We start from the raw sequence: 22886 nt of genomic DNA, 5'->3' as shown, positions 1-22886 counted from the left end.
TCAGCGTTCCGTCGCTCTTTGCGGCTCGGCGCCGACGGCGAGGTTGAGCGCGGCGCGATCGACCGCCACTGCGACCCGCGCGCTCACGAGCCGAAGGTCGGCCTCCTCACGCGTCGTCTGCGCATCGAGCACCGCAACGTTGGTGGCGAGCCCAGAGGCATAGCGGTCTTCGAGGATCTTGAGCGCGGAGTCGGCATACGCGGTATTGCGCCTGGCCACCTCTAGGGCTTTCGTCGCCGCGGCAAGCCTGCGCCATGCGCTTTCGACCTCGAGCGCCACCGCATGGCGCAGCTCCTGGCCGAGCACTCGCGCACGTGCAAGCCTGTCCTCGGCCGCGTCGACTTTCGAACGCGTGGCCATCCCGTGGAACAGGTTAAGCCGTCCGGTGACGAGCAGTGCGCCGTTGTTGCCCGCGCGCAGCAGGCGTTCGGAGTCGTTTTCGTACACGCCAGCGACTTCGATCGTGGGCAGATAGTCGGAACGCGCAACCGTCACCGCCTCGTCGGCCTCCTTGACGCGGGCGTCGACAACCTTGATCTCCGGCCGGCGCGCAAGCGCCTGCTTGACCAGGGCATCGAGCGGGCTGGCGGCCTGGGCGACGGCCTGCAGCTCGACGGGATTGCGAAGCGGCGCTATCCGCTCGTCCTCGTCGCCCAGCGCATGCGCGAGGGCGGCCCATCCAACGTGCATCTCGCTTTCGGCTTCGATTCGCTGCTCTTCGAGGCTGCCGACCATCACCCGCGTCCGCAGGACGTCAGAATTGACCGCCATCCCGTGGCCGAATAGGTCCTCGGCCTGCCTGAGATGGGCCCGCGCAGCGGCGAGCGCGCGGTCAACCATGGCGATCCGCTGCTCGGCGAGCACTGCCGCGTAGTAGGCCTCGACGACGGCGAATTCCACGCGCTGACGGGCCTCAATCGCCTGCCAGCGCATGGCGTCGGCGACAAACCCTGCCCCGCGGTAGGCGGCGAGCAGGCGACCGCCGGCAAACAGCGGAAACGACAGCCGCACCTGGCTCTGAAAGTTTGCCAGGAAACCCGGATGGTTGAGCCGGCTGGGCGCGAAGTCGGCCTGGGCGAACTCCTGCTGGAGCAGAAGGTCGGAAAAGGCCTGGACCGGATTGTCGGTGTACGAGAGGTTCTCGCCCGCATCGAGCCGCGGCAGCATCGCGCCCCGCGCAACACCGGCGTCCGCCTGCGCTGCCGCATGGTCGAGCACGGCGGCCATCAGGGTGCGGTTTTTACGCAGCGCGATCGCGATCGACTCGTCCAGCGAGAGCCTGCGCGGAACGCTGTCGGCGGCAAGCGCCGCGGTGCACAGGGCTCCGAGCAGGGCAAGCACCATCGTCTGCCGCAGCATCACGCGCTCGCTCAGGAGGCGGCGCCGGCCGGTCGCGACGGCGGGCCGGCGGGCGCCGGCACGCCCACGCCGAGCTTGCGCAGGATATCCTCCATCAGGCACCAGCGCGTCAGGGCCGACTGGAACAGGTTGAGACCGACGAACAGCGTGAACCACAGCCACAGGCGGCTGTGAAAATAGCTCAGCGCCACGCTGGCAACGATGAAGCTGCCCGCGATCAGCCGAATCCAGCGTTCAACGGACATATGCAGGCCTCCAGGGGCTGCGTTCTCCCGCGATAGCGCGACGCGCCCCTTGCGAAATGTGCAACTGAGGGGCCACGGAAAAGAATGGCGCTCCGTTACCCGCCGACAGCAACGGTGGCGCCGGCGGATGCAGAGTTGGCCCCAAAGGTCACAACTTTTCCGGTCTTAATCACCGCCTCGCCTCTCACAGCGGGAGGACCACTCGACGTGTATGCGACGCGTACGCGCGAAGCGGTTCCGCCGCCTATGCGTCGCGCGAGGAAGGGTTGTCTGCGGCGGTCGCTCTTTGCGTATCAAGGCAGAGCAGGTGGTTGTCTCAAGATGCACGCCCTCGGGGGAATATGCGAATTGCGCTGCAGCATGCGGGCGTTTGATGCGGGTATACGTCTTGCGTCATCAAGCGTGCGGCTGCGATCTGCGCAACGTGTGATGGCGAACGATTACCCCAGGCGGGCCTTTTCCAGGCCTTCACGGGCGAAGAGCGGAAGCCCGACCCGCGCGCTCGCCGCACGGCCGCTCGCGCCCGGTCTCTTTCCCCTGCTGCGTTATGCGGTGGAATACGGGCTGACCATCCTGGTCGTGACCCTCTTTATCGCCCTCCTGATGCACATGCTGGCCGGCACTCTTCTGCGCCTGATCACGGTGCCGGGCTGGCCCGGCCGCGCCGCGCTGTAAAACTTTTACGGCGCAAAGCCTTGTCGGGTCAGTGCTCCGGTTTAGGACGAAAGACGCGCCGGACGAAGGGCGGAACGATCCAGCTTGTGCATCGGACTGCGCCTGCCGGCCGTTTCCGCCTCCGCGCGCGGCAGTTGGAAGCTCGGCTTGTCGAGTCCCTGATGGCCGAGCAGGATGTAATGCTTGCCTTCACGCGCGAGTACAGTGTTCTCGATCATTTCGGCGATAAGCCTGCTCACCATCGGGCGCGAGCTGCCGATCATGTCGGCCCAATCGTCGTGGCCCAATTCCAGGGTGAGCATCGTGCCGCGGGCGTCACGCACGCCAAAGCGCGAGGCGACCTCGGCGAGCTTGGCTTCCAGCCGTTCACGGTAGGACAGGGTCATGAGCGAGGCGTAGTGATGGACGGTGGCAGCCCAGAAGCTGTTGAGCCGCTCGAACAAACTGACCAGCAAGCTATGGTCGGCAGCTTCGATCAGCTTGAGGATTCGCTGACGCGTAATTAGAGCCACAGCGCAGTTGGTCAAGGCCTGGGCTTCGAATGCTTGGCAATGGCGGCCGCGAGCGTCGAGCAAATCGACGTAACCGATGAGGTCGCCGGGTCCCGCCAGCTCGACCATGAATCTGCGACCGTCGGGCTGCGTACAATGGACCTTGACCACGCCGTTGATGATCAACATCAGGACGTCGGCCGGCGCACCCTGAAGAAACAGCCGAAACCGTTTCGCATAGCGCGCGATAAGGTTGTCGCCGATGAGTTCATCGACGAACTCCGCGGGCAGGCCGGCTTGCCTGATCCGCCACAGCGCACGGTTGCCTTCTTCGGTCAACGAATTGAGTACGGCCATGACGATCCCCCCGGCAGAGTGGCGCCGCCTGCCTACCTGCCTGCAAATGGCCCGGCCTTTGACGATCCGCTCGCGTTGCCCGGGCCGGGCGCCTTACCAATGACTGGGTTCACCCCCTCAGCCTCAACTTCCTGGCCTCGTGGGCTATGGCGGACGGCTTCGCTGAGGAACGCCGTAGCGAACTAAGCCCTCTTGCCCCGTATTAAGCGATAGCGGCCGACTGTCAATATGCCCTGTCTTAATTACTTGAAATCGTCAGATTAGTTCCCTATTGACTCATTTTTCGCCATCCGGCATGGGCTTGAATCTTAAATAATCCGCTGCTTTACAGGGGTGACGTTTATCTCTAACCCGATAGGATTAGGGCGAGCGCTCAAAGGGCTCGAGCGGTGCGAACGAGTCAAGTAAGTCGCACTGCCATGCTCGAATACTCGGATTAATGCTATACGCTCCAATTTTGCCGCGGCGCCGGCTTTGCAGAGAAGCTCTCGCCTAATCTCTGTTCAACTCTCCGAACCCTGGTTGAGTAACCAGATCGAGCATCGCAAAACCATCCGGAACGTCCGAAACAGCCCGGATGAAGCTGTAGAACCTAACGGTTCGCGCGAATTCTGAAGACGCTCTTGGTTCATTTTCATCGAACTAGACCTCGTTTCGCCTATGATTTCACCAAATAGGCAAAGATCGCGGCTATTCCTCACCATAATTTCCCCTGACTTTCCCAACCGCTGTTAAACCGGAGCCGTAACCAGCGCGGCTTTCAAACGACGGCGCGGGCGGTGCGCAGCACGAGCGCCCAGGTCTCGCGCACATCCTCGCGCGTGGTGCGCGCGTTGCCGATCGCGAACCGGATCGCGAGCCGCCCGCCGAGCCGCGTGGTCGAGAGATAGGCGAAGCCGCTGCGGTTGATCTCTTCGACCACCCGCTGATTGTGCTCGTCAAGCGCGGCGTCGCCGTCGCCCTTCAATCGTTCCGGCAGGTGGCGGAAGCAGACCACCGAGAGCGGATGCGGCGCGAGTAGCTCGAAATCGCCCGCCGCCTCGATCCATTGCGCCAGCTCCTGCGTCCACGCGACGTGGTTGCGCAGATGCTCGACGATACGGCGTCTGCCGTAGGCGCGCAGCACGAACCATAGTTTCAGCCCGCGAAAGCGCCGGCCGAGCTGAACTCCGTAGTCCATGTAATTGCGCACATCGCTCTCGGGCGTCTCGAGGTAGGCGGGGACGAGGCTGAAAGCGCGGCGCAGCAAGGCCTCGTGGGGCGTGTAAAGCACCGACAGATCGATCGGCACGAACATCCACTTGTGCGGATTGACGACCACCGAATCGGCCCCCGCCGTGCCGTCCAGCAGCCATCGCAGCTCCGGCACAATTGCCGCCGGGCCGGCATAGGCGGCGTCCACGTGCATCCATACGCGATGCGTGCGGCAGACCGCTGCGATCGCCGGAACCGGATCGACCGAGGTGGTCGAGGTCGTGCCGACCGTCGCCACAACCGCCATCGGCAGAAATCCGCGCGTGCGGTCTTCGACCAGCGCGCGGTCGAGCACCGCCGGATCCATCCTGAAAGCCCTATCGGTTGCGACCTTGACTACATTGTCACGTCCGACGCCGAGCAGGATCGCGTCCTTCTCGATGTGCGAATGGGTCTGGTCGGTGCAGTAGACGCGCAGCCGCGGCAGCTCGCGCCCGGCGATGCCGGCGTTGCGTACGTCGAGGTCGAGAGCCTCCCGAGCGGCGGCAAGCGCATGCAGGCCTGAAACGCTGGCGGTGTCATAGACGACGCCGAAGAAGTTGCGCGGCAGGCCAAGCGCGTCGCGCAGCCATCCGAGTGCGACCTCTTCGATCTCGGTCGCCGCCGGCGACGTCCGCCACAGCATCCCGTTGACGTTGAGCGCCGCCGCCAGCAGTTCGGCCAACACCGCCGGCTCAGAGCCGGTGATCGCAAAGTAGGCGAAGAAGCGCGGATGGTTCCAGTGCGTGATACCGGGCAGGACTACGCGCTCGAAGTCGTCGAGCAGGGCGTCGAAATCCTCGCCCTCCTCGGGCATCGCGGCCGGCAGCATCGCGGCGACCTCGCCCGGGCGGACCCGCGAGAGCACCGGATAGTCGCGCGTATGCTCGAAGTAGCGAGCCACCCAGGCACAGGCACGCCCGAGAGCAGCGGCAAATTTGGCTTCGTCCATGGCCCGATACTGACGCGCGCGCGGGCTTGGCTTCAACCGCGCCGCCTGCGCCCGGCCGTAAACGTGGCGCTACGGCTCGGCGGGCGTGGCAGCCGCGGGCTCGCCGGAAATGCGATCGTCGGGGACCTCGATTCCCTTGGCTTTCAACTCTCTGACCAGCGCGTCACGGGTCTCGACCACGCGAATCAACTGATGGGTGCGGTAGCGCGCGACCTCATCGGCCGTGTAGGGCTTGAAGTCCTCGGGCAGTTCGTCCTTGTTGAAGGTAACGAGCAGCCAGTTCAACACCTTGGCGATTTCGGCGTCGTTCATCGCCGCCGTCGCCACGCCCGGCACCTGAACGAGATAGGCGCGTCCCCCAGGCACGTGAAGGAAATCGCCCATCGAATGCGCCAAGCGCGGCACCGTACCCGGAATCCCCTCGGCATGCGGCTTATGGCAACCCCAGCAGTTGAGCGTGTACAACTCAGCGGGCGAACCGCCGGCGAATACGGGAGCCCCGACGGCGAGCATTGCGAGCACGGCGACAGCGGCGGCGCGCGCGCGGGGCTTCATCGAATCCTGCACGGTCACCTCGCCGCCTTGGCGCCGAGCGCCTTGAGCAGCGCGTCTCGCTGCGCATGGAGCTGCTCTGAGGAGAACTGTTTGGCGCGTTCGGCGTGCACCTCAGCGGCGGTAATCGGCTTGAAGTCCTTGGGCAGCAGTTTGGCGTTGAGCCCGGTCAGCACATAGTCGAGCACATCGGCCATCTGCTGGTCGTTGAACTGCGGCCAAGGAGGCATATCGCCCTCGAAGCTTTCGCTGCCGACCTGGATTTTGCCGCCCATCCCGTTGGAGAGCACATGGATGAGGTAGGCGCGGCCACCCTTGAGCGTCACGTAGCGGCCGACCGAGCCGGCCAGCGGCGGATACACCCCCGCAACGCCGTTGCCGTCGGCTTGATGGCATACCGCGCAGTTGCTGACGAAGATGCCCTGCCCGTCGGCGCGCGCCACGCTCGCGACCGCCGTCGTCGCGAGCGCCGCAAGCGCAACGAGCCATGCGCGGCGGTTCAGGTCTTGAGCCCGAGTTTGACCGCGGTCGTGCAGTTGACGACGTAGCTTGAAGGCTTGGTTCCGAAGCACCAGACGACTCCGTTGTCCAGTTGGGTGCGGTAGATGGGCATGTCGCCCTTGTTATTGTTGCAGTAGCAGCGCCCGCAGACGTCTTTGCCGCAGCAATCGCGGTAGCCGATGATGTACTCCTTGCCGTCGGCGGGATCTTTGCAGGTGCCGACCCACGACGTAGGCGACATAATCGTGCCGGCGGGGCATTCGGTATGGCTGCCGCCGCAGCAATCGCACAGGTTGCCGTCAAACCCGCAGTAGCGCCAGTAATCGCAGGTCAATGGATCGTCGGTACGGCCGGTGCCGCTCGGCGCCATCGTCATCTGCGCATGGGCGTCGCCGACCACGCGGTCGACCGGCAGCAGCGGCAGCACCGCCGCGCCCAGCATCAGCTTGCCCATGCAGGCAAGGAAACCGCGGCGAGAGGTGCGCTGGGCAACGCTGCGGCTCAGCCGTTCCATCAGGGCGTCCATCACTTGCCTCCTCGCTCGCTTGCGATGGCAAGCGGCTGCGCCTCGGCGCCGGGCACCGCCTTCGCTTCGTCTCCGACGTCCTGCATCGCGGTCTTGATGTACTGCTGGATCGACGGCACTCCCATCTGCTTGGCCTCGATAAGGCTTTCGAGGTGCTCGCGCGTGTTGATAAGCCCCTTGGCGCGGATGACGCCCTCCTCGTCGATCAGCACGGCGTAGGGCAGCTTGCCGATCCGGTAAGTCATCCCAACATCCGCCGAGAGCACGTAGGGGAAGGCTTCGAGGTGCTGCGCGCGGATAAACCGCTCGTGCTCGGTGGGCTCGCCATCACTGGTCAGGACCACGTCGAGCCACGGCGCCTCGGCCTGGGCGATCGATTTGACGACCGGCAGCAGCTTCTTGCACACCGGGCAGGTCGGCGAGAGAAAAAACAGGAGCGTGCTCCGTGCACGCGCGCCGCCGATCTTGAGCGGCGCACGGCGGCGCAAATCGGTCACGTCGAAGATTGGAGCGTGCTCGCCCTCCTTGGGGCCGCGATCGAGCGTGAGCGCGCCCATCGGGGCGATCCGCTCGTGCAGCACTCCGACCTGGCGCAGCAGCGCGAGCATCATCAGCGCCATCGCCAGCGTCAGCACCCACAGCAGGATCTGCGATATCACCAGAGCTTCAAGCATTGAGCGCCCTCAGCCCGCGAAGCCCGGGAGCATTCGCGATCAGGTAGTTGGCCGCGACGTAGAGCACTACCACGGTCGCCGCGGTAAAGCCCACCGTGGCGCCGTCGAGCAGTCCGAGCGCGCGCCCGTCCGCGGGCATCAGCGCAATCGCAAGCAGCGCGAACAGGGCGCCGTTGCGCGCGAGCAGCCACCAGCTCAGGCGCTGGCGCAGCGCCGGGCCGAAGCATCCGCAATCGATATCCGTCCGTCCGCGGGCGAGGTTGATTGCGACCGCGGCGGTGAACGCGCCGAGCAGCGCGACCAGCGCGAGCGCCGCGCGCGCCCGGCAGGCCGGCAGCAGCAGGCCGAACGCGGCCGTGCATTCGACCAGCGGAACCGCCCATGCGAACGGAAACTCCAGCCATTGCGGGAGAATACGGTAATTGGACGCCGCGGAGCGAAACGCTGCGAGGTCGTAGAGTTTCAGCGCACCCGAGGCGGCGAAGATCGCCGCCGCCGCGGTGGCCGCCGCCCATCCCAGCACCGGATCGACCTTCAACATCGACTTACAGCCCGAAAATCTCGAATGGCACGCCGGCAAGGTCCTTGATCGCGCCTAGGTACCTGCCGCCAATCGCCGAGAACTCCTGCATCATCGCCGGCTGCGACGTGAGCGTGAAAAGCACCGGCGCGCCGTCCTGGCTGACCAAAATGGAGTTGGCCGCCACCGGCAGCGCGATCCGGTCAACGCGCTTGTGCTCGCGCACGTTGAATACCCATACTTCGCTGCCCGGGTCCTTGTGCGACCATTCGCCGCCCCGATGCATCAGGACGTATAGGAGTCCGCCCCTGCCGTAACCCCAGATCGGCTGCCACCCTCCCGGCAGCCAGCCCTGCTTCCTGTCGGCGTCGCTCAGCAGCGACCACGGCTGGCCGGGCCGCGCGGGGCTCGCCGCAAGATCCACCGGGTAAGCCATCCCGTGGTAGCTGACGAAGCAGGCTTCCTTGCCAATCCTGGCGGGCACCCCGAAGACGGGATCCTTCTCGACGTCGAAGAACGGCCTGGCCGTGCGCTTCTGCGAAGTCATCTTCGCGTTGTCGTCGAACTGGGTGGTCATCACCGAACCGTCGCCGCAGAGCGAGGCGAACTGGCGCGGCCCGCTGACCAGGATCTCGGCGCATCCGGGAATCGCGATCTCGCCGGCAAGCTTGCGGCTTTGCGTATCAACCACGCTCACCGAGGTCGCCGGTGTCATGTTCGCGATCAGGACGAAGCGCCCGTCCGGCGTCACCCCCATCGAGGAGCTGTCGGGAATCGAAAGCTGGCGCTTGGCGGGGATGGCGGCTTCGGCGGCGGGGGCGAGCTTGCGCGCGTCGTACACAGTGAGCACGTCGGTTCGGTCGCCCCGCGCGCCGCGCGAATAGTAAGTATCGGCCATATAGATCTGCTTATGGTCGGGCGCCACCGCGAACGCGCTTACTAATCCACCCGTTAGCTGGCCCAGCACTTTGCGCGAATCGCCGTCGATCGCGACCACGCTCGTCACCTCGAGCGTGCCGCTAAATGGCGCCATCACGAATATCCAGTGCGGTCCCGCCGGCGGCAGTTCACGCACCTTGACGCCTTCTTCGGGCGGTGCCTGTGCAAACAGACGCGCGCCGCCGCACAGAAGGAGGAGCGCAAGGATCGTCGCTGCACGTTTCATCATCTGGATTCTCCCGCTGGATTCTCCCCCGCGCGGGGCGCGCCGGGCGGGCGGCGCACGCCGCCGGCCGACGCGCGCTGCCGTCTGCAAGTCCCGCGCTCCCTCCGCCTCAGGTACGCCCCTTGACCAACGAAAAGTTGTACTGGAACTGCATCAGCAGGATGCTTTTGCCCTTGAAGATGCCGCCGGCGAACGAATTGAACCTGTCGTTGCCGAGGATGCCGATATACTCCAGCGTGGTGAAGTACTTGTTGGTCCACGGCGGCGTCAGCGTGAGCGTCGGGAACAGCAGCGTGGTGTTGCCCGACGGGTTCCAGATCATCGTATAGGTCGGCAGGATTGCGCCCCACCACCAGTTGGTATTGACGCTGAACAGGATTTGCTCTTCGTTATGGCGCCAGCGCTCGGCGTAGAAGGTATATACAAGGTTCCTGCCGTAACCGAGGATCGAAAAGTTGTTCCACTCGAGGTTGGCCGACAAGGTACCGGTCTTGGTCAACCACGGCACGTACAAGCCGTCGAGATCGAGTGCGACCAGCGTGTTGATGGTGTTCTTGTCAACCACCCCGTTGGGTACTCCCAGGTCGGTGGTATTGAGCGGCGTCCTGTCCTGCCATATTGCCTCGGTTCGGAGCACCAGCGGGACGCTGGAGAGAAGCTCGCCCGGCAGATAGAGCGGCCGGTTCATCGTGATGCCGACATCGTTGAACTGCGGAAAGAAGACGCGCAGAACCTGTCCGGTGGCCTGGCTCCCGTCGACGTAGAAGGGCGCGCCGGGAGTGCCGGCCTCGTTGAACTGATGGCCATGCCAGTAGATGGCTGTGATCTCCGAGTTCCACAGCAGCGTGTGCAGCCGGAAACCTTCGACTGAATTGCCCAGGGTGTCACCCGGCAGGTGATAGCCAAAAAACGGTGGCGCTGGGTTGAACAGTTGCGGAAAGGCGAACATGCGTGCCTGGTTCTGGGTCAGGCTCGGGATGCCCAGAAAGCCCGGAGCAACCAGCGGATAGGGCTGAGTCTGGAAGCGCGCCTCGGACACCAGCGTGAACGGTGGAAGCAGCGAAACCGAGCCGCCGACGTCGTGCTGGCCGTCGTAGAAATTGCTGTGCGCAAAGGGCGCATAGCCGGGGCAGAGGGTTGGATTACACATGTTCGGGTAATCCATCTGCGTGTACATCGGCTGCCATGCCGGCGCCCACACGCCTTCGACAAAGTTCGAGGTCAGCGGCCCCAAGCGCGGCAACGAGAGAATCGGGTGCACCATGTACAGCGGCAGGCGCGACTGTTCGAGGTTGGCGAAGCCGAAATTCCAGGTGAAATCCTGCGGGTTGATAACGTCGCCGACGCGGAAGGCGAGCGACTCGCCCCAGGTCACTATCTGGCGGCCCAGAAACAGCGTCAGCGGCCCCATCGTGCTCTTCCAGTAGGCGTCGCGCACCGTGTACTGGTTGTAGAAGTCCTCCATATCGACCATGCCGGCGTCCTTCTCGAAGGGGTACGACGGCTCGTACACGCCCCACCAGCGGATGAAGAAGCGGTTGTTGCCGTTGAGCACGTAGTTGATGTCGAGTTGGAGCCAGTTGCGCTCGGTGGCCAGCGAATTCTTGCTCTTCTGGTAGCGGATGGCGCTGGAGTTGACCCACATCCCGGTGGTGTTGCTCACAAAGCCCGAAACCGACAGTCCCTGGAGCGGCCCCGGCGTCTCGCTCACGTCGACGAACGGAGCGTTACTGCCGACGAAGGGGCTCTTGTACCACGGCGTGCCCGCCTGCTGCGCGCCGGCCGCCTGCGCTAGCAGGCTGCCGCTGCCGGTCTGGGCGAGCACATCACCTTCGGTCTGCGCCGCGGAGGAATTGTCCGCCGACAGCGAGACGCTGCCGCCCGCTTGCGCCTGGGCGGGCCTCACGCCGAAGCCGAGCCAGGCCAGCACCGCGATCGCCACCACCGCCGAAGCCAGTCCACAACGTTCCCCCTGTGGTTTCATACGACCTCCCGAAAGCTGGCGGCCGCAGCCGCGCCGTGCCCGCCTTTGCGCCGGGGCGCTCCGCATCGGCGCCTGCAAGACGGGCGGTGGCGCCTGTCAGCTCGAAACCGCGGCCATCGTTTCCTTGCGTCGCTCTTCCTCCGTAAGCCCGCCGAAGACAAAGCGTGGGCGCGCCCACGCGACGTATGCCGGCAATATGAGCAATCCCACGAGCAGGTTGGTGAACATCAGGATGATCAGCAGAACGCTCATTTCGTTGTGGAACAGCACCGGCGAGAACACCCACGGCGCGAGTCCGCCCACGATCACCGAGAAAGTCGCGAGCACCGCTGCGCCGGTGCCCCGGAGCGCGGTGGTTATGGCTTCCTCGAGGCTGCGCCCCGCGGCGACCTCGTCGCACACCCGCGAAATCGTATAGATTCCATAATCAACGCCGAGGCCGATACCGAGCGAGATGACCGGGATGGTGTCGATCGTGATGCCGATATCGGCAATGCGCATGTAAATGAAAGCGGCGAAATTGGCCGCGATACACGAGATCACGAACAAAACGCCTGCCACCAGTGAGCGATAGGTAACCGCGCAGAACAGAAACACCACTCCAAGCACGAACGTGATATTGATGAAGTCGAGTTGATAGAGAACGTCGTTCGCGGCCGCGTAGAGACCGGCAATCCCGCCGAGGTATAGAATCTCGACTTTCTTAAGCGCAGGATCCCATTTCGCGCGCCGGGCCACGAACTCGCGCAGGTTCGTCTGGAGATCGGCCAGGGTCTGGTACGTATGGTCGGTGAGCAGCACCCGAAGAATAGCGTCGTTCTTGTTCATGTTGAGCCATAGATCCGCCTCACCGGGCGCGGTGCCCTGCACGAACAGGAAGAACAGGCCCAGGGCGTCGTCGGTGGTACGCGGAATAGCCAGATATTTCGGATTGCCGTAATGAAACATCTGGTTGTACGGCTCGATCACATCGGGCGCCACCGAGATTACACTGGTCACCTGCGGATCGTTCAATAGATAGCGTGCGAGGTCGCGCTGCAGACGAATCACGTCGGGCGAAAGCATGTCGGGCTCGTAGGACGACCTGACCACCTGGCTCCCGCTCGCACGCACGATGACCCACCCTTCATCGAGCGGAAAGACCTGGCGGACGGCGTTGATGTCGCGATTGACCTTGGCGTTGTGCCGATACAGCGGGGTGCCCGGCTCAGAGTACCCGATCTTAGCCCGCACGCCGGAGATGAAACCCACCACGATCACCACGCCCACGGCTATCAGCGCGCCCTCGCGGGCCCATCCGGGCGTAATCGGGAAATTGACCAGTTTGTCGGTAATCTGTTCCTTCCAGCGCGTCAGTGCGGAGCGCACCGCCGCCCTGTGCTTGAGCGGCTTCGGCGTCGGCAGGTAGCTCATCATGATCGGCTGAAAGATGAAAACCATCGTGAGGCTGCCGCCGAGCCATACCGCACCCGAAGAGGCCACGTGCTGGAGCGAGGGGATGCCGCCGAAGGAAATGAACACGATGCCCGCGATGTCGGCCAGGATCGACAGCAGTCCGGGCGGCAGCATCAGCGTGGTGGTCGCTTCGCAGGCGGCATACTTGTCGTAGTTGCGCTCCTCGAGTTCGTCGTAGTAGCGCCCCTGCCACTGGATGCCGTGGCTCATGTCGCGCGCGGTCAGGATGAAGCGAATGACCAGCATCACCGGGTCGAACTCGTAGCCTTCCCATCCGATGAAGCCGAGGCCCCAGATCGTGGAAAGCAGCCCGGTTACGATCGGCGCCCACCAGGTGCTGCGTCCGCGAAAGTAGCCGTACAGAAGTAGAATCATCAGGCCGTCGGAGATGAAGAAGATCGCGACGAGCATCGGCAGATAGTAATAGCCATAGCCGCGAATGATTGGCTCGCCGGCGGCGTAGATGACGGTGTTGGCGTCCTGGTACTTGTTGATGATTGCCTGAATCTTGTAGAAGGCCTCGCGGTAGTCGAGCCGGCCTTCGTAGAACGACGCAATAATCGCCGCGCTCTTGTTGTCGGCGCTCACCAGGTTCTGCATTTCCTGGCGATGGATGAAGACCTGGCGCTTGATCTCCGCGATTGCCTCGGGCGACTTCGGCACGTCGGGATACATGTAGGTCTTGGAAACCAGGTTGCCGGGCAGCGCCACCGCGTAGGTGACGCGGAACGAGGCGAGCGAGCGGATTGACTGGTGATTGACCGCCGGCAGCAGATCGACGTCGAAGGTGATGTCCTGGATCTTGCGCAGGGTCTGGTAGTTGAAGATGTCGCCGTGCTTGACGTGCACCATCAGGGTGAGCCGCTGGGCGCCGCCGTAGCGCTCGAAGCGATGGTAGAGAAGGACGTACGGATGATTCTTGGGAAAGAAATCGACGAAGCTGGTTCCGATAGTGAGCTTGCTCGCCTGGTAGCCGAACCAGCCGGTGACCAGGAGCAGGATTATTCCGATAACCGCGCGGTGGCGCAGGATGAATTGGCCGATCACTTTCCGCTCACCAGTTGCCAATGCGCGCCGCCGTCGGCGGTGCGCAGTATGGTTCCGCTAAGTCCCACCGCGATCCCGGTCTGCCCGTGAAAGGCGATGTCAGAGAGGCTGAAAACGGTGGGCTCCTGCACGGTCGTCTGCGCGCCCGCGCCGTCGGTACCGAGCGCCATCCGCAGCAGCATCCCACCATCACCGGTGGCCCAAAGCTCCGCCGGCGCGAGGCCCGCCTGCCCGTCGTAGGCGACGCTGTACACCGGCTCACTAATGGGCGCCTTCAACTGCTGCCAGCTCTTGCCGCCGTCCGAGGTGCTGAACAGAGTTCCGCCCTGGCCGGCGGCCACGCCGTGCAGGAGGTCGGAGAATCCGATCGCGAACAGCGCAGGCAGACGGAAGTTCGAACGGGTACCGCCCATCTGCGGAACCCAGGTCCGGCCGCCGTCAACGGTATGGAGGATGGTAGCGAACTCGCCCACCGCCCAACCGTTTTGCGCATCCGCGAAGGCTATGTCGAAAAAGATGAGCCCGCCCTTGATCCTCTGCGCCTGCCAGTGTTCACCGCCATCGTCGGTGCGCATCATCACGCCGTTGGTGCCGGTCGCATAGGCGTGTCGCGGATCGGCGGCCGCGATTCGAAAGAGATTCTCGCTGGTCCCGCTCTGCTGGGGACGCCACGTTTCGCCGCCGTCTGCGGTGTGCAGGATGAGTCCGCCCTCGCCGGAGATCCACCCGGCACGGCCGTCGGCGGCGAACCGGATGCTGTAGAGGTCGAACCAGGAGAGATCGCCGCGCTCGGCGAGCTTGCTGCGCGTCCAGTGCCCGCCGCCGTCGGTGGAAGTAAGCAAGGCGCCCTGGGCGCCGACGACGTAGCACTTGCCGGAAGGCAGAAACGCCACGCTGTAGAACGAATCCCAGGGAGTCAGCAGCGCGGCGCCCCGGCCGCCGATTGACAGCGCGTTGAGGCTCTTCGCGGACGGCGTGAAGACGGCTGCGACCAGAAACAGGATCGCCGCGGCCAGGATGCCGCTGCGGACGCCTCGCTGCCCGGGCCACCCGCCGGGGCTGCGCCCGGCCCGTGGACCTTCGTCTAAGCCCGGGCCGTCGGACGATTGCGCGGCCATCGCAACGCTCCCCCTGTCATCGTCTCCCCCCCGGGTCATGGTCCCCTAAGCGCGGACGGCAAACTCGCGACGGAGCCTCGACCGCCTATTGAACAATCTTCATCAACCCCTCGGGGCTCGCGTAGCGGCTGATATCCATGTAGCCCTTCGGTTCGCACTCGTTGTCCACGCATACGTGCAAACCGATGAACACGGTGGCGTGCTGGTCCTGAAAATTCACCACATAGCCGGTGTTCGGCCCGGTGATCGTTACTTCCTGCCCGTCAATACCCAGACCTGGAATGATCGCGGGGTAGGCAAACACTACGATCCACTTGTACAGCCGGCCGGCGCGGTCCCAAACCTCGGTGTGATCGGGGAAGTAATTCTCCTTGTCGAGGTACAGCAGCCGCTTGCCATAGCAGTACCCCCGCGAGAGCGCGGGAAGCCGTGTCATCTGCACCATGTACGTATCGCGCACTTCCCATTGCCCCGAGCCGGGATTGGGAAACGGCACAATCCCCTTGAAACCGAAATAGTAATACCGGGGATCCAGCGAGGTGGGCGTGCCACAGGTATCGAAACTCGCCGGCGCTCCATGCATCAGGGTCAGGACCTTCTTTTCCCCGATATACACATTGTCGAACAGGTTGCCCATGCGCGGGGCACCCTCCTGCGCGTCCTCATAGACGAAGTCGGTCCCGAAGATTGGTGCGCAGCGGGCGGCCTGGGAGACGCGCAGCGAACGGCGCAGGCTCGGAATGTACTCGTACAACTCGTCGAGCTTGGTCGGATCGTTCGACGTCAGGTCCAGCGAGGCGAAGTATTTGCCCTGCTCGGGCGCGGTCTGCTGGAAGTATGCCGCGAAGAAATACCCATTGTTACCAGGCACGTCGCGCGGGAAACCGGGCTCGCTGAGATGGGTCAACTGGGAAAAAACGATGTCGGAGTCGGCGGTGCGGGTGAAGTTCGCGTACTGGTCAAGCGTGTAGGAGCAGTTGGGAGCCTCCTCGACGCGGGGCGCCGGCCGGTAATAGTTGTTGTAATACATCTTGGACCCGACCTCGTCCTTAGGACCGGCAAACGGGTCGGCAAAGGGGAAGCCTGCGACATAGCCCTCCGGGACGTAACCACCGTCGGACGTCTTCACCAGCTTGGTCTGAGTGCCGTAGCGCTCGGTATCTTCGCGGAACGGCTTGGGCGGATAGATGTGGCGCGTCGGGCCTACGTCGATCTCGATGCCCTTGGGCATGTGCCAGAACATGTCGCCCTTGAACAGGTGAATCATGCTCTCGGGCATGAACTGCTGGTACTTCTGCCAGTTGTCCTGGGTGATCTTGGTCCCGATCGGAATCCCGTTCTCGAAGCCTTTGTCGGCTTGCCACGGGGCGGGCTGTGCTTGAGCCGGCAGGGGCAGCGCCCCGAACAACAAGACAACCCCGAGCAGAGCTGCGCTGGCGCTTAAGCGGTGGAGCATGGCTTTTAGACCCCCTCCCCGTGCCGCATCCGAGGCCACGGGCATCGTACAGGCGCGACAAACATTCGATCGCGCATCCCTCTGCGACCTCCCGGCCGATGTTCAGGAGCGGACGCTGGCCTGGCCCAAGCCCAGAAGCAACCAGCGTTTTCCTGCCCGACGCACCGGCCGCTTGCCGTCGCCGAAACTCCCGCTCAATAGCTTATTTAGCCGCGGTTGCCAAGCGGGGGGATGGATATCGTGAAGCTCGCAAAGGAGAGGCTTGTATTCTGCAAACGCCGGATGGCGGTGCGGGCAAATTGATGCTCGAATGCTCAGCATTTGACGGAGCAGCGCGAAGGCGCCAAAACCGGCATCTATCCGTCAGCACACGGGACGGACGCACCTCGGTGATGAGACGCATTACAACCGGTGTTCGACCGCGGGCCTCCGCCACCATCGCGCGTCGCGCCGTGACGCTGGCGTCGATGGTCGTGGTGATTGCCGCCGGAACCTACCGCGCATCGGGCGCCGATGGCGCGGCACCTACGGCATCCCAACCGGCGGGCGTCGCCTACCGGCCCGCACCGCCGAAATACATCGGCAGCGTTTACTGCTATGCGTGCCATCAGGAGCTGGCGCTGGACTTCGCGCGCACCAAGATGGGCGAGTTGTTTCTCGTCAAACCGCAAAACGACCTCGAGCGCAGGGGGTGCGAGGGATGCCACGGTCCCGGCAGCGCGCATGCCGAATCGGGCGGCGGGCTAGGCGTGGGCAACCTGATTGAGTTTCGTATCGACCGCGGACAGTCGATCGAGCGCGCCAACCAAGCCTGCCTGGAGTGTCACGACGAAGCTTTCTGGCATGGCGAGACCCACGGGATGCGACGGATGGCGTGTTTCGATTGCCACCTGGTGATGATCCCCACCAGTGCCGCCTTCCAGCTCACGCCGCACGCTGCGCTCGAAGGCTGGAACCAGTCGCGCACCTGGCGTGACGCCGCGCTTTTGGGCGTGCTGGCCGGAATCGTATTCGGCGGATGGCGCCGGATGCGCGCGCGGAGGCGGCGCAAGCGATGACCGGAAGCAAAATGGACCTTCTCGTCTTCGCACGCGGGCCGGGTTTGCACTGGGCGCTGGTTATCATGGTGTTCGGCATCTGCTGGCGGGTCGCCGTCTACGCGCTCGCGCGCTCCGAGCGCGACCTCTACTGGGCGCGCAAGCAATTCTGGCTCGGACGTGGACACTGGCAGATCGAAAGCTACGTCATGCATGTCGGGCTGCTGATCGTGCTGTTCGGCTTTGTCCCGCACATCCAGCTCGTGCGTGACCTGACGGGTATCGGATGGCCGGGGCTGCCGATTGGACTGGTCTGGTTCGCGGGCGCGCTCACGATCGCCGCAATGGTGGCCGTACTGATCCATCGTCCGCCCGACGAGGAGCCGCGCACGCTGCGCGCGCGGCTCGACGAATACTTCAGCTGGCTGGTTGTGCTTGCGCCGCTGCTCACCGGGCTGCTCGCCTTCCCCCATCTCGGCGGCGCTTCGCTCACCCCGCCATGGGCCGCCCTGCTCACCGCGCATCTGCTGAGCGCGGAGTTGTTGATGGTCTGGCTGCCGTTCGGGCGGCTCGCCCATCTGGCGCTGATGCCGCTGCTACGCGGCGCGGCCCGCGCGCTCGCATTGATGGGGATCGAAGCGAACTGACGTCTGATCGTCTAATCCAGAAGGTTGCTGCCCCGGCCGTCGGGACGGACTGACGCTCCGTTGAAGCTGGCTGGCAAAATGGCGGTCCCGATTGTGTGCGCGGCGATGGCGACGCTGTTCGTCGTCGGCTGCGGGGCCGCGGAGATGCGAAGCCTGCAGCCCCCGGCGGCGCCGGCGGCCTCCGCCCGCGGCACAAGCGGCTTCTGGCAGGGAACCTCGACCGCCGGATGCCAGCCGCTCCAGCCCGAGGCCCGCCGCTGCAACGCGACAGTTAAAATCACGCTGCACATAGTGCAGCAGGGCTCGGCCCTCAGCGGAACCTACACGTGCGCGGCGGGCACGATGGTCTGCCGCGAGAGCAATACGAGCGGCGTGATCGCGAACGGCAGGGAGCGCGAAGGCGGCGGCATCGGCCTGCGCGTGATGATGCCTGACGGCTCAAGCTGCCTGTTCAACGGACGGCGCGCGGACGACGCGATGGCGGGAACCTACTTCTGCATGCAGGGCGGCGGATACATCGAGCAGGGCCGCTTCAGCGTCGAGCGCGCATACTAGCGTGAGACCGTCCGCTCGGTTCGCGCGCGCAGCAGCCCGCGGCAGAGCTCGGCGTTGAATTCGATGTTGAGAGTGACGCGGCGCAGCCCGGCAAGGTAGCCGGCAAGTTCCTCGGAGCAAAGCGCGCGCCCGTCGCTCCGCACCAGCGCGGGCGCCGCCTCCGTGCGACCGTCGCGCCGCGCGCGGCGCGCTTCGAGATAAAGTTCGCGCAGGCGCGCGCCGTCGGCGTCAGTCAGCGGCAGGGCCGCCAGTTCGCCGATGCTCATCGCGGCCAGCTCAGCGGGCACGCACCCGCGCGCGAGCAGATAGCGCCCGAGCCGCTCCTGGCGGCGCATGAACGCCTTGGCGCGAAAGATCGCGCGCAGCTCGTCGAGGTCGCCCCCCGGTTGGTCTGCAAACGCGGCGGCGAACGAATGGCCCTGGCTCACTGCGCGGCCGATTTCGCCTCCGCAGTAGTGGTCGGCCAGCTCAACGGCGATGGCGCGTACCCAGGGAAGCTCGGCCAAGCGCTGGCGCACGTCAGCCGCTATCATAAAAGCGAAATTCGCGGCGCACCAATAGGTCGGCAGGCGCAGCCGAACCCGCACCCGCCCGTCCGTGCCGGCCTCGACGGCTTCGACGAAGCCCAGCTCAGTAATCGGCTCGTCGAGCTCGGGGTCGAGTACGGCCGCAAGCTGTGCCCGCAGCGCCGCCAGCCGCGCATCGCGCTGCGCATCAGGGCCGGCCGCGATTATCGATTCGTCCATGGCAAGGGCCGTGCCCCTCAACTCCGGCGTTCGCCGGCGTGCAGCTTGCTGCGATGCGCCTCGATATCGATGCCATAGAGGCGAGCCGCGTTTCCGCCCAGGATTTTGCGCTTGCCCTCCAGCGTGAGGTTGCGCCCGGTCTCCTTGAGCAGGTCATCCGGCATCTCGAACGCCATGAACTCCTCGACGATCCACTTCGGATTCCAAATCGCGTAGTCGCTGCCAAACAGCAGACGATCCTCGCCGAGCCAGAACAGCAGCTCCGCCATGATCTGGGCGAAGTAGCGCGGCCGCGCATGGACGAACGCGATCGCCACCGCCAGCCCGCCGTAAACGTTGGGCTCCTGGCTCGCGATCCAGCAGAAGTCGTCGAGCCGCGGCAGCCCGACGTGATCGACGATGAAGTTGAGCGCGGGAAAGTTGGTCGCCGCCTCGTCGATGTCGGCAACGTCGAAAGCGTCGCGGCTGAGCGGATGGATGGTCGGCCCCTTGTGCACGTGAATGTTGGTCACCCCCAGCGCCTGGCATTTCTCCAGGTAGCGCTCGGCCCACGGATCGCTCAGCTTGTAGCCACGCGAGGCGCCGCGCCATTCCGCCGTGTACAGCTTGACGCCCTTGATGCGGTACTTCTCGACCAGTTCGTGCAGATAGTCGAGCCCGGCTTCGCCGTCGCGCGGATCGAAGGCGCCGTTGAGGATGAAGCGCTCCGGGTAGAGCTCCTTCATCCGCGCGTTCTGCTCGGTGGTGTTGAAGCCCTCGCGGTAGAAATCCGTGAGGTAGGTCGGCTGGCAAATTGCGAGGTCGTCGGGACCGGCAACAAACAGGTCGTCATGCATCGTCTGCGGATCGTACTTGCGGAACTTCTCGGCCGGCCACAGGTACGGCTCGGGCGTCAGCGCCTTGTGAAAGTCATAGAAGCAGTTGATGAACTCGGCGCCGTGGACGTTAAGCTGATTGGCTTCGCTTCCGTCCCACAGATGGACGTGGGCGTCGATGACGAAAATCTCCTCGCCGTTGGCTGTGCGAATCACCGGCTCCTCCTCGTTCCTGACTCGCAATCCGTCGCTCGCTCGCGCTTTGCGCCGAGTCGGTCACGGGATAAGCACGGCGCGTCCCTTGACCCGGCCGGCGGCGAGGTCGTGCAGCGCGGCGTTGGCCTCGCTCAGCCTGTATTCTTTCGTCGCCAGCTTGACCCGGCCGCGCTCCGCCAACGCCATTAGCTCAACCAGGTCGGAGTAGGTGCCAACCAGGTTGCCGACGATCGTCTTTTCGCCCGCGATGAGATCCATCGTGGGCACTTCCAGCTTGCCGCCGTAGCCGACGACGTAATAACAGCCGCCGTTCGCGGTCATGCGCAGGCCGTTGCCGACCGCGTCGCCCTCGCCCACGAAGTCCAGCACCGCCTGCGCGCCGGCACCGCCGGTAAGCCGCATCACCGCCTCGACCTCGTTACCGTCGGCGCGCAGCAGATGATCGGCGCCGCACTCGCGCGCCAGATCGAGCGCAAGCTCCGAGCGATCGACCGCCACAATCGCCGCCGCGCAGAGCGCGCGCAGGACCTGGACGCCAATGTGGCCGAGGCCGCCCACGCCGATCACGACCGCCCAGTCGCCGGGCAACAAATGGCGCGCCGCCTTCTTCGCCGCGTGATAGGCGGTGATGCCCGCATCGGCGTGGGGAGCGACGTCCTTGGGTGCCAACGTGCGCGGCAGCTTGATCAGCGCGCGAACGTTGGTCTTCAACAGCTCCGCATAGCCGCCGTTGGAATCGAGCCCCGGAAAGCTCCCGCCGCCGTGCATGTCATTACCGCGGCGCGCCGCCAGCGAGTCGCCGGCGCTGGCGAGCGGATGGCAGATGACCGGGTCGCCGCGCTTGAACGTCTCCACCGCGTTGCCGACCTCCTCGACCCATCCGGCGTTCTCGTGCCCCATCACGTAGGGAAGCTTGACCTGGATTCTGGACCGCCACAGCCCCTCGACCACGTGCAGGTCGGTGCGGCAGACGCCGGCGCCACCGATGCGTACGATGACGTCGGTGGGCTTTTCGATCTTTGGCTCCGGGATGTTCTCGTAGCGGACGAATTCGGGCCGTTTCAGCGCTTCGTCGTACTCGTGCAGGACCGCAGCTTTCATCGCAACCACCTTCCGCTCGCAACAGGACGTGGACCGCGACGCGCGGGCGCGACGGACAGCGAGCGCCTAGCCCCGCGCGGCTGCGGCCACCTGCCGTTTACACCCCGCATGCGGCGAGGGTCAACCGCGCGGCTATAGCGCCAGTTCTTCGAGTGTTTTGCCGCGAGTCTCGGGGGCGAACAGCACGATCAGCACCGCGCCGATCAGCGGGCCGAGTGCGCAGGTCGCCGCCGCGTTGCCCAGCCCGCCCAGATGCATCGAGAGTACGCCCACCGTCACCGGGCTGATGAACCATGCGAGCTGGCCAAGGGTCTGGATGGTGCTGCTGTACCCGGCGGCGCGAATCTCGGTGGGAAAAAGCTCAGCGGCAAATGCCGCGGTCGCGGTGCGCGCCCCCTGATAGGCAAACATCGTGGCCATGAACGCGCCCAGGATCATGTGATGATGGGTGGACTGGAACAGCGCCGCCATCGACGCCGCCGCGCCGAGGTAAAACAGGCTGGTTGTGATCCGGCGACCGATCAGGTCGAGCAGGTAGCCGCACAGGATCGTCCCCACCGTCGCCATCAGGTAGGCGGCGATGATCGCCGTCCCCACCTGCGGCGAAGTCCACTGATGGTCGCGTTTGGCGAAGAGGCTGAAGTAGGTGATCGTCGGGCCACCGACGAAGCCCACGCTGTTGGCCAGAATTGCGACCAGAATCAGCCGCCCGCGATAAGGGCCGCGGAAGAGCCGGATGTGCTCGCGCACCCGCTCGCCAAAGCTTTCGTGCTGCGGCCGGCTCTCGCGCATCGCGAGGAAGCGCGCGGTCTCGCGCACGTAGCGCCTGAGGAAAGCCACCAGCGCCAGCGGCGCGACGCCGAGCAGATACATCCCGCGCCAACCCCACGCCGACTCCGCCACCTGGCCATAGAGCGACCCCGCTATCGCGACGCCGACGAAAGCCGCCATGTGAAAGCCGGCGATCGCGCGCCCCCGCAGATCGTCGGGAAATTCCTCGCTGATGATCACGATCGCCATCCCGAACTCGGAGGCCAAAAAGACCTGCGAGCAGGTCTGGAACGCGGTGAACGTGAGCAGGCCGCGCGACAGCCCGGTCAGCAGCGTGAACAGGCCGTAGAGCAGCACCGTGACCGAGATGATCGGCTTGCGCCCGAAGCGGTCGGAGGCCGCCACCACCACGAACGACATAATGGTGCCGAAGCGCACGATCGACGCGATCACCCCAATCGCTTCGTTGCCCAAATGGAAGGTCGCGGCGATGTCGGGCGTGCAAAGATGGAAGATAGTGATGTCGTAGCCTTCGAAGATGGTCGCCGGGATGAGCAGACCGAGTAGTCGCCACATGTAGGCGCGCGAGGGCGGAATAAAGCCCGCCGACGCGCCCGGCCTGGGCCCGCCGGCGTTGGCGGCCGGCTGCGACTGCGCCCGCGCCTCATCCATCAGCGACGCCCCGCCC

22 protein-coding genes are annotated in these 22886 nt (G+C 64.9%); 4 read left to right on the top strand and 18 right to left on the bottom strand.

From position 1 onward, the window contains the following. A complete protein-coding gene (locus VFB33_12295; GenBank protein ID HZO82464.1) occupies window positions 1–1359 on the bottom strand; it encodes a TolC family protein in 1359 nt (452 codons plus the stop codon). A gap of 11 nt (window positions 1360–1370) precedes the next feature. Beyond that, on the bottom strand, window positions 1371–1604 hold the full coding sequence (locus tag VFB33_12290; protein HZO82463.1) for a DUF2892 domain-containing protein: 234 nt from the start codon (window positions 1602–1604) through the stop codon (window positions 1371–1373). A gap of 429 nt (window positions 1605–2033) precedes the next feature. Between VFB33_12290 and VFB33_12285 the strand changes: the two genes are divergently transcribed. Beyond that, the gene (locus VFB33_12285) at window positions 2034–2279 is read left to right on the top strand and encodes a hypothetical protein (GenBank protein ID HZO82462.1); all 246 of its coding nucleotides are present in this window, start codon (window positions 2034–2036) and stop codon (window positions 2277–2279) included. Window positions 2280–2320: 41 nt separating this feature from the next. Here VFB33_12285 and VFB33_12280 read toward each other — a convergent pair whose 3' ends face one another. The 12 genes from VFB33_12280 to VFB33_12225 all read right to left on the bottom strand — a co-directional run bounded on the left by VFB33_12280 (window position 2321) and on the right by VFB33_12225 (window position 16310). Next, entirely contained in the window at window positions 2321–3127 is an 807-nt protein-coding gene (locus VFB33_12280) for a Crp/Fnr family transcriptional regulator (protein HZO82461.1), read from the bottom strand. A gap of 760 nt (window positions 3128–3887) precedes the next feature. After that, on the bottom strand, window positions 3888–5312 hold the full coding sequence (locus VFB33_12275) for a pyridoxal-dependent decarboxylase (protein HZO82460.1): 1425 nt from the start codon (window positions 5310–5312) through the stop codon (window positions 3888–3890). Between the two features lie 69 nt (window positions 5313–5381). Then, entirely contained in the window at window positions 5382–5867 is a 486-nt protein-coding gene (locus VFB33_12270; protein HZO82459.1) for a cytochrome c, read from the bottom strand. Between the two features lie 14 nt (window positions 5868–5881). After that, window positions 5882–6307, bottom strand: coding sequence for a cytochrome c (locus tag VFB33_12265; protein ID HZO82458.1), 426 nt, complete (start codon window positions 6305–6307; stop codon window positions 5882–5884). A gap of 56 nt (window positions 6308–6363) precedes the next feature. Next, a complete protein-coding gene (gene mauA, locus VFB33_12260) occupies window positions 6364–6891 on the bottom strand; it encodes a methylamine dehydrogenase (amicyanin) small subunit (protein HZO82457.1) in 528 nt (175 codons plus the stop codon). After that, window positions 6891–7565 (bottom strand): methylamine dehydrogenase accessory protein MauD, encoded by a 675-nt coding sequence (gene mauD / locus VFB33_12255; protein HZO82456.1) that lies wholly within the window; start codon window positions 7563–7565, stop codon window positions 6891–6893. Before mauD ends, mauA begins: the two co-directional genes overlap by 1 nt. Continuing rightward, window positions 7558–8106 (bottom strand): MauE/DoxX family redox-associated membrane protein, encoded by a 549-nt coding sequence (locus VFB33_12250; protein HZO82455.1) that lies wholly within the window; start codon window positions 8104–8106, stop codon window positions 7558–7560. Before VFB33_12250 ends, mauD begins: the two co-directional genes overlap by 8 nt. Window positions 8107–8110: 4 nt before the next feature. Then, window positions 8111–9250 carry an amine dehydrogenase large subunit gene (locus tag VFB33_12245; protein HZO82454.1) on the bottom strand — a complete coding sequence of 380 codons (1140 nt, stop codon included), beginning with the start codon at window positions 9248–9250 and terminating at the stop codon, window positions 8111–8113. 109 nt (window positions 9251–9359) lie between these two features. After that, on the bottom strand, window positions 9360–11234 hold the full coding sequence (locus tag VFB33_12240) for a DUF1302 family protein (protein ID HZO82453.1): 1875 nt from the start codon (window positions 11232–11234) through the stop codon (window positions 9360–9362). Between the two features lie 96 nt (window positions 11235–11330). Continuing rightward, entirely contained in the window at window positions 11331–13736 is a 2406-nt protein-coding gene (locus tag VFB33_12235; GenBank protein HZO82452.1) for an MMPL family transporter, read from the bottom strand. Next, complete coding sequence (locus VFB33_12230) at window positions 13733–14854, bottom strand: YCF48-related protein (GenBank protein HZO82451.1); 1122 nt, start codon at window positions 14852–14854, stop codon at window positions 13733–13735. The genes VFB33_12235 and VFB33_12230 overlap by 4 nt, the downstream gene beginning before the upstream one ends. Window positions 14855–14939: 85 nt before the next feature. After that, entirely contained in the window at window positions 14940–16310 is a 1371-nt protein-coding gene (locus VFB33_12225) for a DUF1329 domain-containing protein (GenBank protein HZO82450.1), read from the bottom strand. A gap of 392 nt (window positions 16311–16702) precedes the next feature. Here VFB33_12225 and VFB33_12220 point away from each other — a divergent pair, with 392 nt between their 5' ends. From VFB33_12220 to VFB33_12210, 3 genes are all read left to right on the top strand, one after another. Then, window positions 16703–17368, top strand: coding sequence for a hypothetical protein (locus VFB33_12220; GenBank protein ID HZO82449.1), 666 nt, complete (start codon window positions 16703–16705; stop codon window positions 17366–17368). Next, window positions 17365–17994: a hypothetical protein gene (locus tag VFB33_12215; protein HZO82448.1), complete on the top strand. Its 630-nt coding sequence runs from the start codon at window positions 17365–17367 to the stop codon at window positions 17992–17994. Before VFB33_12220 ends, VFB33_12215 begins: the two co-directional genes overlap by 4 nt. Window positions 17995–18072: 78 nt before the next feature. After that, entirely contained in the window at window positions 18073–18549 is a 477-nt protein-coding gene (locus tag VFB33_12210; GenBank protein ID HZO82447.1) for a hypothetical protein, read from the top strand. On the opposite strand, the gene VFB33_12205 is transcribed toward VFB33_12210, so the two are convergent. The 4 genes from VFB33_12205 to VFB33_12190 all read right to left on the bottom strand — a co-directional run bounded on the left by VFB33_12205 (window position 18546) and on the right by VFB33_12190 (window position 22870). Beyond that, complete coding sequence (locus VFB33_12205; GenBank protein ID HZO82446.1) at window positions 18546–19295, bottom strand: iron-sulfur cluster assembly protein; 750 nt, start codon at window positions 19293–19295, stop codon at window positions 18546–18548. The two genes, VFB33_12210 and VFB33_12205, sit on opposite strands and share 4 nt — an antisense overlap. A gap of 17 nt (window positions 19296–19312) precedes the next feature. Then, the gene (locus VFB33_12200; GenBank protein HZO82445.1) at window positions 19313–20326 is read right to left on the bottom strand and encodes an amidohydrolase family protein; all 1014 of its coding nucleotides are present in this window, start codon (window positions 20324–20326) and stop codon (window positions 19313–19315) included. Window positions 20327–20386: 60 nt separating this feature from the next. Continuing rightward, a complete protein-coding gene (locus VFB33_12195; protein HZO82444.1) occupies window positions 20387–21427 on the bottom strand; it encodes an NAD(P)-dependent alcohol dehydrogenase in 1041 nt (346 codons plus the stop codon). A 132-nt stretch (window positions 21428–21559) separates the two neighbouring features. Next, complete coding sequence (locus VFB33_12190) at window positions 21560–22870, bottom strand: MFS transporter (GenBank protein HZO82443.1); 1311 nt, start codon at window positions 22868–22870, stop codon at window positions 21560–21562. Window positions 22871–22886 lie beyond the last annotated feature (16 nt).

This window comes from Candidatus Binataceae bacterium, assembly GCA_035650475.1.
Taxonomy (GTDB): domain Bacteria; phylum Desulfobacterota; class Binatia; order Binatales; family Binataceae; genus JAKAVN01.
Note: the sequence above shows the minus strand (reverse complement) of the source record. Positions and strands in the feature narration are given on the sequence as shown.